The organism is Microbacterium sp. G2-16M, from assembly GCF_055809115.1.
In genome coordinates, this window is sequence record NZ_CM147897.1 from 2823858 (window position 1) to 2835892 (window position 12035).

Below are 12035 nucleotides of genomic sequence, written 5' to 3' on the forward strand. Positions count from 1 at the left end.
ATCGCGTCGCGGGACGGAGGCCGCTCTCGGCGGCGGTCCGTCTCGGCGCGACCGACCGGTTATCATTGACAGATGTGTTCGCGCCCCGGGCGTCGAACGCATGGAGACGTCGCATAGTCAGGCCTAGTGCACCACCCTGCTAAGGTGGAGTCCCCGTAAGGGGACCGAGGGTTCAAATCCCTCCGTCTCCGCCAGATAAACCCTGATCAAGAGGCATTAATGTCGCTCCTGCCACGGAATCCGCCACTTCTGCCACGTTCGCGGCGGCGACTTGGGTGAGCAGATCGTGCAACTCGAACTGCGAAGTTGTGGCGATCTGCGAAGCGCTGTCGGCGCTCAGGGCGATTTCATGAGCGTTGCACAAGTGACCGGGAGTGCGAATCCCTCGGTCTCGTTCCCCGCGCCGAGAGTGATGGGTTGAGCGCCGTTCACGTCCTCGCCAACGTAACGGGCGTGGGAGCCTGGGGCGGGGTGGCATGCTCGATGTATGGCGCGCACGTGGCTGTCGGTGACGGTAGAGCTCTTGGGCGGGCGGGGTGAGGATCTGTGGCCGTGGCCGGGTCGGATGTTCGCGGTGGCGCCGTCGCACACGTTCCTCGATCTGGCTGACGCGATCGACGACGCGTTCGCACGGTGGGATCGCTCGCATCTGTCGGTGTTCACGCTCGCCGATGGTCGTGTGGTCACGGACGATGAGACCGGGCAGGAGATGGCATCCAGTTCGTTCGGACCGGTCGTTGCGGCGGTGGATATCGCGTCGGCGAAGGTGGGGCGGACGCTGTCGCTTGGTGCCGAGTTCCAGTACACGTTCGATCTCGGCGACAACTGGGTTCACCGCTGCGTGGTCGGCGAGCGCAAGATCGATCCGCTCGATGAGCTCGGGATCGTGCCGGACAAGCCACTGCCCTACTGGGGATGGGGGAGCATCCCCGACCAGTACGGAAGGAACTGGGACGGCGACGACGGCGAGTCCCCGATGCCGCAGCGGCCGCGGGTGCTGCATCCGATGCAGGCTCACCGGTGGCCATCCGCGGATGTCATGGCGGAGCTCGACATCAGGACCGTCCGCGCCGCAGTAGCGGAGGCCGACGCGGCCGGCTTCCTCGATGCGCTCACGGGACGGGAGATCGATGTCGCGCTCCAGCAGCTCGGCTCCGGCATGGCGGTGGCGTTGCGCAGCCGACGCCGCCAAGCTGAGCCGGTGGCGCTCTCGCTGATCAACCGGCTCACCTCGCGGGGCGGCCCCGGTGACCAGGTGCTCGCCGAGGACCTGCTTGCTCTGCTGCGGCGGGAGCCACCGTCGGCGCGAACCGCCCCGGTCGACCTCGACGAGCTCAGTTCGCTCCTGGAGGGCGGCTTCGGGGAGTCGAGCACGGTCTACGTCGACCTTCTGACCGGGGAGGTATTCAGTGGAGACTTCACCGACCCAGCGATCGTCGGAGAGGATGCGGTGATCGACATCGACGCCGAACCGGATCGGTGGATCTGGCTCGAACGGGCTGGATCGCGGGAGGGGTGGGAGGACATGCAGGCCTTTGCGCTCCGCCAACGCGATCATGCGCTGCAGGACCGACTCATCCGTGCGATCGAGGGGGCGGGCGCGTTCCGACGATTCCGGGAGCTCGTCCATGACGGGGGTCTTGCCGAGCAATGGCAGATCTACTCAGATGACCGCCGATGGGGTCGCGCCCGTGACGCGCTCGCGGAGGCCGGCATCCGCGTCTCGTGAGCTGCGATTTCCCTCAAGCTGCGAGTATCATCGTAACCATTCGTTCGAGCGAAGGGTTACGATGACTGAGGTGACGACGGCTGATGCTGCGCGGCGTCTCGGCTTGTCGCAGGAGCGGGTGAGTCAGATGCTGCGGTCCGGCGAGCTGGTCGGGCGGCGGATCAGCGCGCGGGGTTGGCTGGTCGATCTCGCCTCGGTTGCTGAGCGCGCGCGCGTCGCCACCGCCGGTGGCCGGCCCTGGTCCGAGAACCGGGTGCGATCGGTTATCGATGCGCTTTCGAACGGGGAGGCGACCGACCCGAAGACGCGAGCGCTGATCCGCACGACGGAGCCCGATGTGTTGTGGCGCAAGCTGGCGCAGCCGGTGACGGTGCGGCGCTTCACTGCCCGGCATCCGGATATCGTGCGCGATGCGCTCACGCTCACGGGTGAAACCGCGATCGAGGTGCTGGGGGAGCGGCTCGTCGGGCAGTCCGGCACGGTGCACGGCTATGTTCGCGAGGGTGACCTTGAGGACCTTCTTGACGACGCTGGACTCGTAGAGCACGGCGACGGTGAGGTCGCCGTCCATACGTTTCGATCTGGGAGCCATTCCTGGATGACCGGCGCCACGGCGCCGCGCGCGCTCGTCGCTGTGGACTGCGCCCGCTCGGGGGCATCACGGGTCCGTTCGATCGGTGTGCGCGCGCTCGATGAGATGAGGCAGGCGTGGCTGGCGCGGAACACCTGATCGTCGTTCCGGACGCCGAGCGCCCGTGGAGCTCGGCCAGGGCAGCATCGCGAACAACCTCTCCGGTCGATTCGAGGTCTACCGGGCGACCAAGTCGGCGCTCAACCAACTGATGCGCAGCTACGCGGCCCGGCATCAGGGCGATCAGCGTGCGTTGCTGCTGATGGCGCCCGGCTGGGTCAAGACCGACTTGGGCGGCCCCGGCGCCACCTTCGAGATCGGCGACAGCATCCCGCTGCTCGTCGACACGGTCGACAGGCAGCGCGGTACGGCGGGGCTGCAGTACCTCGATCGCCACGGGCAGACCGTGCCGTGGTGAACCCGCGCGGGAGGTCGCGAGAGGCGTGACGCGCGTCTATCCGAGCAGCTCCGCGTCGAACTCGACCGTGCGGTTCGCTGCGCCGGGGTCGGTGAAGTCGAGCAGTCGCTGACCTTCCACGGCGAGCTCGGTCGCATCCGAATCGGACAGCGAGGCGTAGGGCCGGATCCTCAAGGTGGCAGTGTCGGCGTCGCGGGCGATAATCCAGTCGGCCGCGGTGAAGCCGTCGATGAGGACGATCGAGGGCACCGGGCCGTGCGGGCGGCGGGAGTGCCGAGCGACGTCGTCGGTGAGGACGCGGCTGCGGTCCGCGTGCGAGAGCAGCAGGTTGTCGAAGTCATAGAGGAGGCGCGGTGGCGCGGGCGTGTCCGGATCGGGGTGGGGTGCGTCAGGCAGGTCGAACAGCTCTTCCCCGTTCTCGCCGCGGAAGGTCACCAGTTGCGGTCGCAGGGCGTCGACGACCTCGCGCAGGCGCGTCAATCCCGACCACCGCTGCGCGTCGCCGACCGTGGCCGGACCGAACGCGGCCAGGTATCGGAGCACCAGGTGGGCGAGTGTCTGGTCGGGTTCGGCACCGACACCGAGCCAGGCCTCGGCGGTCTGGTGCGCGATGGGCCCGCTGCGTCCCCACAGTCCGCGGGGTGGCACCTGCACGAGCGGAACCAGGTTGCGCAGCGCGTACGCGAGGGTGGCGGGTGGGATGTCGGGCCACCGGGCGTGCAGCTGCTCGCCCAGCTCCTTCGCGGTCATCGGCCGTTCGGCGAGCAGCGAGCGCCCGGCGGCGGTCAAGGCTGCGACATCCACCCCGCGGATCGGAGCCCCATGCGTGGCGTTCGCGTACAGATCTCGGTCCAGGGCGGGTTGCACCAGGGAGCGCAGCGCGAGGGCATCCCGCGCGGTCACCAGATGGATGGTGGAGCGCATCAGCGCGATGCGCACCAGGCGTCGGTCCGCGAGCAGCGCGGCCGCCTGCTCGGCGCGGAAGCCGGCGAGGCGACTCCGGAGCCCGACGTACCAGCTGTGGGGAGTCTGGGCCTGCAGACCGGCCAGGTGCTCCACCGCCTCCGGAACGGGTCGGTCACTCCTGCGGAGGAGCAGCTGACGCGCCAGCGTGGCGCGGTTGAGCTCTCGTCGGCTGAGGGTCTCGACCACGCCCGTCAGCACCTCGTCACGATGACGCCGCCGGAGAACAGGTGCGCCCAGCTCACCGGATGTGCGCCCCATTGCCGACCGCGTAGGCCTCGCGGAGCCACTCCGCGAACCGGTGATCGAGTTGATCCGCGGATTCGATCCGGAAATAGTGGACGAACAGCCGGTTCGAGAAGGGGGCGGAAGACGAGATGCGCGCATCGCTGACCACGCGCTGCAGATCGAAGTAGCCGCGCAGTCCCGATTGCACCGGGTGCGCGCCGGCGAATCCGCGTCGCTTCCCCTTCAGCGTGATCGTCGACTTGCTCACCGCATAGGTGAACGGCCCGACGGCCTCGACCATCTCGATGAACCGGTGATAGAGCGCGATCGCGAAATCAGGCTTGTCCGCGAGATGGCGAGCGACCGTCCACTCGGCGTCAGCAGCATCCGTCATCCCCCCACTGTGGCAGACGTCGAAACCCGCGCACCCGCGACGACACGCCCGTCCCCGTAGAATCGACGGGTCGCCGCAGCGTCCGAGAGGCCTCTCGGGCCGCACGACCTCTCCCGCCGCCGAAAGGACTGCCGCGCGGCCGTCGCGGCTGCCGGCGCACCCGCTGATGCCCGTCGCCCCCTCCGCTCCCGCGTCGACCGCCTTCCGCCTGCCGAACGGCCAGGTGCCGATGCGGGCCGTGCTGCGGCATCCCCGTCTGCTGACGACCGAAGTGCTCGCCGGCATGGTGACCACGCTCGCGCTCATTCCCGAGGTGATCTCGTTCTCGCTCATCTCGGGCGTCGGCCCGGATGTCGCGCTGATCTCATCGGTGGTGCTGGCCATCGTGATGTCGTTCGTCGGCGGACGGCCCGCGATGGTCTCGGCCGCGGCCGGTTCGGTCGCGCTCGTGCTCGCACCGCTGGTGCAGGCGCACGGCACCGCGTACGTGCTGCCGGCCGTGCTGCTGACGGGGCTCATCCAGATCGTGTTCGGGGCGGCGGGACTCGCGCGGCTCGTGCGGTACATCCCGCGATCGGTGATGATCGGCTTCGTCAACGCCCTCGGTGTGCTGATCTTCGCCGCGCAGGTGCAGCACGTGATCGACGTGCCGTGGCAGGTGTATCCGCTGTTCGTCGTGACGATCCTGATCGTCGTGCTGCTGCCGCGGCTCACGCGGGCGATCCCGGCGCCGCTCGTGGCGATAGTGCTGGTGACGGCGGCAGCGATCGTGTTCGGCATGAACGTCCCGACCGTCGGGGACGAGGGCTCGGTGAGCGGGGGACTGCCCGGGCTCACCCCGTGGACGGTGCCGTTCGATCTCGAGACGCTGCGCATCGTCGCGCCGACCGCGTTCGCCGCCGCGATGGTCGGCCTGCTGGAGAGCCTGCTGACCGCGAAGGTCGTGGACGAGATCACCGACAGCCGCTCGGGCAAAGGCCGCGAGTCGTGGGGACTGGGCATCGCGAACATCCTGGCGGGGGTGTGGGGCGGTGTCGCCGGCTGCGCGATGATCGGCCAGACCGTCGTGAACGTGCAGCTCGGGCGGGCGCGCACCCGCATCTCGACGCTCGTGGCGGGGCTGTTCCTGCTGTTGCTGGTCGCCGTGCTCTCGCCGGTGATGGCGGCCATCCCGATGGCGGCGCTGGCCGCGGTGATGATGGTGGTCGCCGTGCGCACCGTGGACTGGCACAGCATCCGTCCGTCGACACTGAGACGGATGCCGCTGCCCGAGACCATCGTCATGCTGGTGACCGTGGCGGTCGTCGTGGCCACGAACAACCTGGCCACCGGAGTCGGCGTCGGCGTGCTCCTGGCACTCGTCTTCTTCGCGCGGCGCATCGCGCACGTCGTACGAGTGTCGCGGAGCGTGTCGGCGGACGGCGAGGTGGCCCACTACCGCGTGCTCGGGCCGCTCTTCTTCGCCTCGAGCAACGACCTGGTCGACCAGTTCTCGTACGTGGATGATCCGGCCCGCGTCGTGATCGACCTCAGCCGCTCCCACGTCTGGGATGCCTCCAGCGTCGCCGCTCTCGATGCAATCGAGACGAAGTACGCGGCCCACGGCGCCACCGTGGAGCTGACCGGCCTCAATCCGCACAGCCGGATGTTCCATGGCCGGCTGACCGGGTCTCTGGGCGGGTCCTAGGTCTGTCGTACCGCCCCAGCGCGATTCCCGCTTTACTGGATCCATGCCACTTGAGGCCGACTTCGCTCCCGACGATGAGGGGCTGCACGAGGCGTTGCGCCTGCTGACAGAGGCGAAGCGGATGCCGGGGACACCGCACGGCGATCCCGAGGCCGCCCTCCCGCTGCCGGAGAGTTGGCCGGACGCGGGCGTCGGCGGCCGTGCGGCGCTCGCGGCGCTCGCCGCGCCCGCGCTCGCGCAGCCCACCCGGTTCGACCACCCGGGTTTCTTCGCCCACATGGACCCGCCGACGCCGTGGATGTCGTGGGCCGCCGCCCAGTGGGCCGCGGCGATGAATCAGAACCTGCTGCATCCCGACAGCGCCCCGGCGGCGCGCCGGCTCGAGCGGCTCGCCGTGGACTGGCTCGCCCCGGCCTTCGGCATGGACGGCGGGCATCTCGTCCCCGGCTCGACGGTGGCCAACCTCACCGCGCTCTGGGCGGCGCGCGATCTCACCGGCGCGCGACGGGTGATCGCGTCATCGGCGTCGCACCTGAGCGTCGCGAAGGCCGCGCACATCCTCGGCCTGGAGTATGTGGCCGTGCCCGTCGACGCGGGAGAGCGGATGCGGGTCGGCCTGCTGCCGGGCGACCTCGGCGACGCGATCGTCGTGCTCACCGCCGGCACCACGATCGCCGGCGCCGTCGATCCGCTGGACGCGGCATCCGGCGCCGCCTGGCGGCATGTCGACGCGGCCTGGGCGGGGCCGCTGCGGCTGTCATCACACGCCGACGTGCTCGACGGGATCGACGGCGCCGACTCGGTCGCGGTCTCGGCGCACAAGTGGCTGTACCAGCCGAAGGAGAGCGCGCTGGTGCTGTTCGCCGACGCCGCGCGCGCCCACGACGCGATCAGCAGCGGGGGCGCATACCTCGCCGCCCCGAACGTCGGCCTGCTGGGCTCGCACGGCGCCGCCGCGCTCCCGCTGCTGGCGACGCTGCTCGCCTGGGGGCGCGACGGTCTGCGCGCCCGCATCGACGCCGACATGGCGCTCGCGCAGCGGCTCGCCGAGCGGGTGGCGTCCGAGCCGGCGCTCGAGCTGTTCGCCCCACCCGAGACCGGGGTGGTGGTGTGGCGGCCGCGGGGCGTCGATGTCGCGGCCGTGCGCGATCGGATGACGGATGCCTGGGTCAGCACGGCGACCATCGGCGACGTGACGTGGCTGCGATCGGTCGCGGTCAATCCGCTCGCCGACCCCGATCGGGTCGTCGACGCGGTGCTCGCGGCGCGCTGATCCGCGACGACGGCGCTCGCCGCTCGGCGGCGATGTCGGTGCCGTGTGGCACCCTGGTGGCCATGCCCGATGCAGCGCCGAAGACGGACTTCACGAAGACCCTCGACTCGTACCAGGCCAGAGCGGGTCGCTTCCGCGTCCTCGACATCCCGCCGCGGCAGTACCTGATGGCGGACGGGCACGGCGACCCGAACACGGCGCCGGAGTACGGCGAGGCGATCGCGGCGCTCTATCCGCTCGCCTACGCGCTGAAGTTCGCGAGCAAGGCGCTCGGTCGCGACTACGTCGTCCCGCCGCTGGAAGGCCTGTGGTGGGCATCCGACATGGCCGCCTTCACCACTCGCCGCGACAAGTCGCAGTGGGATTGGACGCTGCTGCTCCTCGTTCCCGAATGGGTCACGCGCGAGATGTTCGACGCCGCGCGGGCGAAGGTCGCCACCGGCGATCGACCGGCCGCGCTGGACCGCGTGCGGCTGGAGACGCTGCACGAGGGCCGGTGCGTGCAGACCCTGCACATCGGGCCGTTCGAGGACGAGGCGGCCGTGCTCGCCGAGCTGCACGACCGGTTCATCCCCGACGCCGGGCTCGCCCTGGCCGGCCGGCACCACGAGATCTACCTCAGCGATATCCGCCGGACCGCGCCCGAGCGTCTGCGCACGATCCTGCGCCAGCCGGTCGTCGACGCGGCGGGCCCCGCAGACGCGCCCGCCCCGTGACATTCGTCACGCTCAGGACACGACATCGCTCCCAGGTCGCGGGGCCGGCGCCTTCCTAACGTGGAAGAGATCCACCAAGGAGGCTGATATGTCCCGATCCACCGCCGTCACCCGTCCCGCACCGGGCATGATGCGGCAGCGACGGCTGCGTCGCTCCGCAGCGCTCGTCGGTGCGGCGATCCTCGCGCTGATCGTCTGGCTCATCGCCGTCCCCGTGCTCGGCCTGACCCTCGAGGTCGGCGCCGGCGCGACGGCGCAGACGATCGGACCCCTCGCGGTCGTCATCGTGCCGCTCCTGGCCGGAGGCGTCGCCTGGGCGCTGCTGGCAGGACTCGAGCGGATGTCGCGTCGAGGTCGCCGCATCTGGCAGATCATCGGCTGGGCCGTGCTGGCCGTCTCGCTGCTCGGGCCCCTGCTGATGGGCGCGACCGGCGGCGTGCTGGTCGCGCTGCTGATCATGCACCTGGTTGTCGGTGTCACGCTCGTGCTCGGGTTGGCGTCCGCCCCGTAAACTCATCGCCGATGGGCGAGTCGAGCGGAGCGGGACGGGCACGGGCGGTCGGGGTGCGGGACGTCGCCGCGTTCGCCGGCGTCTCGCGGCAGACCGTCTCGCGCGTGCTCAACGACCATCCCGACGTCGCGGCGGCCACCAAGCTGCGCGTGCAGCAGGCGATGGCCGCGCTGGACTACCGGATGAACAATGCCGCCCGGGCGCTGGGCACCCGGCGCTCGCACACGCTCGGCGTGCTCGCGTCGGACGCGCAGCACTACGGCCCGGCGCGCAGCATCGCCGCGATCGAAGCCTCGGCGCGGGACGCCGGCTACTGGGTGAGCGCCGCGTTCGCCGACTCGGGGGACGCGGCGTCCGTGGCCGCCGCCGTGCAGCATCTGATCGCCCAGGGGGTCGAGGGCATCGTGGTGATCGCGCCGCACGCACGGACTCTGCAGGCGCTGGACGCGCTGCCGGTGGACATCCCGGTGCTGACCCTGCACTCCGCCGGCCGGGGCGCCGGCTGGGGTGCCGGTCGAGGCGCCGGTCGGGGCTCGCGGGGTCTGTCCGTCGACCAGGCCGCCGGCGCCCGGCTTGCGGTGGCGGCACTCGCGGACGCCGGGCACACCCGGATCGCCCATCTCGGCGGGCCTGCGGACTGGCTCGAGGCGGCATCGCGGGCCACCGGCTTCGCCGCCGAGCTCGCCGCACGCGGGCTGCCGGCCGGGACCGTGATCACCGGCGACTGGACGGCCCGATCCGGCTATGCGTCCACCGACGCGGTCCGCGCCTCGGGTGCGACGGCCGTCTTCGCCGCGAACGACCAGATGGCGCTGGGACTGCTCACCGGACTGCACGAGGCCGGGATCGCGGTGCCCGACGAGCTCAGCGTGGTCGGGTTCGACGACATCCCGGATGCGGCGTACTTCTGGCCGCCGCTGACCACGGTGCGCCAGGACTTCGACGAGCTCGCCCGCCGCGCGGTCGCGGCGCTCACCCGGGCGACCGCACCGGGCGACCCGGCGGAGGAGGACGAGCTCGCCCCGGTCGCGCCGCTGCTGGTCTCGCGTGCGTCGGTCGCGCCGCCGCGCTGACGATTCCCGGCCTGCTCGTCGGGCATGCTTGACGCCCGACATCCGTCGTGGTTCGATGGATGTGACCGGTCACACCAGCCGCCCGACACGACGAGGTATCCGTGAGCAGCCCCGCATCCCCCCGCGATCGCGCCATCGCCGCCGTCCGCGCCGATGTCGCACGCCTGCACGGCGAACTCGTGCGGAATCACCTCGTGGTCTGGACCGGCGGGAACGTCTCGGGCCGAGTGCGGGTCGGTGACGATCCCGCCGCCGACCTGTTCGTGATCAAGCCGTCCGGGGTCGCGTACGACGACCTCGCACCGGAGAACATGATCCTGTGCGACCTCGACGGCACGGTGATCGCCGGCTCGGCCGGCAGCGAGCGCTCACCGTCGAGCGACACCGCCGCGCACGCATACGTCTACCGGAATATGCCCGAGGTGGGCGGGGTGGTGCACACCCACTCGACCTTCGCGGTGGCCTGGGCGGCGCGCGGCGAAGAGATCCCCTGCGTGATCACGGCGATGGCGGACGAATTCGGCGGACCGATCCCGGTCGGACCGTTCGCGATCATCGGCGACGACTCGATCGGCCGCGGGATCGTGCAGACGCTCACCGGCCACCGCTCCCGCGCCGTGCTGATGCAGAACCACGGTCCGTTCACGATCGGGACGGACGCGGCCGACGCGGTCAAGGCGGCCGTCATGGTCGAAGACGTGGCCCGCACCGTGCACTACGCGCGCGAGGCCGGACCGCTGATCCCGATCCCGCAGGAGGCGATCGACCGCCTCTTCGAGCGGTACCAGCACGTGTACGGCCAGAACCCGGAAACCGGGCGATGACCGGGCGAGACGACATCCTCGCCGGACGCACGAGCCTCGGCATCGAATTCGGGTCGACGCGCATCAAGGCCTGCCTGATCGGCGCGGACGCCTCCACCGTGCTGGCCGTCGGCGCGCACGAATGGGAGAACCGGCTCGACGGCGGACTCTGGACGTATGCCCTCGACGACGTCTGGGCGGGGCTGCAGGCCGCCTACTCCGCCCTCGTCGCGGACGCCGAGCAGCGTCACGGCGTGCGCCCCTCCACCTTCGGTGCGATCGGCGTCTCGGCGATGATGCACGGCTACCTCGCGTTCGACCGGGACGGATCCCTGCTCGTGCCGTTCCGCACCTGGCGCAACACGAACACCGGCCCGGCTGCGGCCGAGCTCACCGAGCTGTTCGGTGTGAACATCCCGCTGCGCTGGTCGATCGCACACCTGCATCAGGCGGTGCGCGACGCCGAGCCGCACGTGCCGCAGGTGGATTTCGTGACGACGCTGGCCGGCTGCGTGCACTGGCGGCTGACCGGCAGCAAGGTCCTCGGGGTCGGAGACGCGTCGGGCATGTTCCCGATCGACTCCGCGACCGGCGGGTACGACGAGCGGATGCTGCGGGCCTACGACACGCTGACGTCCGAGCGTCTCGCACCGCTGGCCGGACTCCTGCCGGAGGTCCTCGCCGCCGGTGCTCCCGCCGGCGTGCTCACCGCCGAGGGAGCGGCGCTCCTGGACCCGTCCGGCGCCCTGAGCCCCGGCATCCCGCTGTGCCCGCCCGAGGGGGATGCCGGCACCGGGATGGTCGCCACCGACTCGGTCGCACCGCGCACCGGCAACGTGTCGGCGGGGACCAGCATTTTCGCGATGGTGGTTCTGGAGCGTCCGCTCGCACACGTCCATCACGAGATCGACCTGGTGACCACGCCGGCCGGCGACCCGGTCGCGATGGTGCACTGCAACAACGGCGCCAGCGAGCTCGCCGACTGGGTCGGCCTGTTCACCCGCTTCGCCGCCGCAGCCGGGCAGCCCCTGGGCGCGGACGCGGTCTTCGAGGTGCTCTTCCGGGAGGCGCTCGCGGGGGATGCCGACGCCGGCGGACTCCTGGCCTACAACCATCTCGCCGGCGAGCCGATCGCCGGTCTCGCCGACGGCCGCCCGCTGTTCGTGCGCACGCCGGACAGCGACCTGACCCTGGCGAACTTCATGCGCGCCCAGCTCTACGGCGTCTTCGGCACCCTGAGCCTGGGCATGCGGGTGCTGGACGCCGAGGGCGTCGCTCTGGACCGCATGTATGCGCATGGCGGAATGTTCCGGACGGCGGGCGTCGCGCAGCGGTTCCTGGCGGCCGCGCTGAATGCGCCGGTCGGCGTCGGCGAGCTGGCCGCCGAGGGTGGCGCGTGGGGGATCGCGGTGCTCGCCTCGTACCTCGCGCACGCCGACGACGGCGACCTGGCCGCCTACCTGAGCGCGCGGGTGTTCGCCGGTGCGGACGTCCGCATCGCCGAGCCCGATCCCGACGACGTCGCCGGCTTCGCGCACTACCTGGCCCGCTACCGCTCGGGCCTGGCCATCGAGGCCGCCGCCGTGGACGCCCTCTGACGACCCCGATC

The 12035-nt window shown here is 71.1% G+C and carries 12 protein-coding genes and 1 tRNA gene; 11 read left to right on the top strand and 2 right to left on the bottom strand.

Annotation, left to right across the window (positions count from 1 at the left end):
• The first annotated feature begins 102 nt into the window (after nucleotides 1–102).
• The 4 genes from AC0L6F_RS13310 (at nucleotide 103) to AC0L6F_RS13325 (ending at nucleotide 2778) form a co-directional block, all read left to right on the top strand.
• Nucleotides 103–194, top strand: a tRNA-Ser gene (locus tag AC0L6F_RS13310).
• A 371-nt stretch (nucleotides 195–565) separates the two neighbouring features.
• Nucleotides 566–1729: a hypothetical protein gene (locus AC0L6F_RS13315; protein ID WP_473540008.1), complete on the top strand. Its 1164-nt coding sequence runs from the start codon at nucleotides 566–568 to the stop codon at nucleotides 1727–1729.
• A gap of 61 nt (nucleotides 1730–1790) precedes the next feature.
• On the top strand, nucleotides 1791–2459 hold the full coding sequence (locus AC0L6F_RS13320) for a hypothetical protein (protein ID WP_473538260.1): 669 nt from the start codon (nucleotides 1791–1793) through the stop codon (nucleotides 2457–2459).
• Nucleotides 2460–2484: 25 nt separating this feature from the next.
• On the top strand, nucleotides 2485–2778 hold the full coding sequence (locus AC0L6F_RS13325; RefSeq protein ID WP_473538261.1) for a Rossmann-fold NAD(P)-binding domain-containing protein: 294 nt from the start codon (nucleotides 2485–2487) through the stop codon (nucleotides 2776–2778).
• Between the two features lie 36 nt (nucleotides 2779–2814).
• Here the strand turns inward: AC0L6F_RS13325 and AC0L6F_RS13330 are convergent, their stop codons facing one another.
• Together AC0L6F_RS13330 and AC0L6F_RS13335 are read right to left on the bottom strand one after the other, a co-directional pair.
• Entirely contained in the window at nucleotides 2815–3942 is a 1128-nt protein-coding gene (locus AC0L6F_RS13330) for a winged helix DNA-binding domain-containing protein (protein WP_473538262.1), read from the bottom strand.
• Between the two features lie 40 nt (nucleotides 3943–3982).
• A complete protein-coding gene (locus AC0L6F_RS13335; RefSeq protein ID WP_259611185.1) occupies nucleotides 3983–4363 on the bottom strand; it encodes a DUF5655 domain-containing protein in 381 nt (126 codons plus the stop codon).
• 166 nt (nucleotides 4364–4529) lie between these two features.
• On the opposite strand from AC0L6F_RS13335, the gene AC0L6F_RS13340 reads away from it, so the two are divergent.
• The 7 genes from AC0L6F_RS13340 to AC0L6F_RS13370 all read left to right on the top strand — a co-directional run bounded on the left by AC0L6F_RS13340 (nucleotide 4530) and on the right by AC0L6F_RS13370 (nucleotide 12024).
• Nucleotides 4530–6050 (top strand): SulP family inorganic anion transporter, encoded by a 1521-nt coding sequence (locus AC0L6F_RS13340; RefSeq protein WP_473538263.1) that lies wholly within the window; start codon nucleotides 4530–4532, stop codon nucleotides 6048–6050.
• 43 nt (nucleotides 6051–6093) lie between these two features.
• A complete protein-coding gene (locus tag AC0L6F_RS13345; protein WP_473538264.1) occupies nucleotides 6094–7323 on the top strand; it encodes a pyridoxal phosphate-dependent decarboxylase family protein in 1230 nt (409 codons plus the stop codon).
• Between the two features lie 62 nt (nucleotides 7324–7385).
• Nucleotides 7386–8039, top strand: a complete 654-nt coding sequence (locus AC0L6F_RS13350; RefSeq protein ID WP_473538265.1) for a GyrI-like domain-containing protein — start codon at nucleotides 7386–7388, stop codon at nucleotides 8037–8039.
• A gap of 88 nt (nucleotides 8040–8127) precedes the next feature.
• Entirely contained in the window at nucleotides 8128–8550 is a 423-nt protein-coding gene (locus AC0L6F_RS13355) for a DUF6069 family protein (protein ID WP_473538266.1), read from the top strand.
• 11 nt (nucleotides 8551–8561) lie between these two features.
• Entirely contained in the window at nucleotides 8562–9623 is a 1062-nt protein-coding gene (locus AC0L6F_RS13360; RefSeq protein ID WP_259611213.1) for a LacI family DNA-binding transcriptional regulator, read from the top strand.
• Between the two features lie 101 nt (nucleotides 9624–9724).
• A complete protein-coding gene (locus AC0L6F_RS13365) occupies nucleotides 9725–10447 on the top strand; it encodes an L-ribulose-5-phosphate 4-epimerase (protein WP_473538267.1) in 723 nt (240 codons plus the stop codon).
• A complete protein-coding gene (locus tag AC0L6F_RS13370; protein ID WP_473538268.1) occupies nucleotides 10444–12024 on the top strand; it encodes a xylulokinase in 1581 nt (526 codons plus the stop codon). Before AC0L6F_RS13365 ends, AC0L6F_RS13370 begins: the two co-directional genes overlap by 4 nt.
• The last annotated feature ends 11 nt before the right edge of the window (nucleotides 12025–12035 follow it).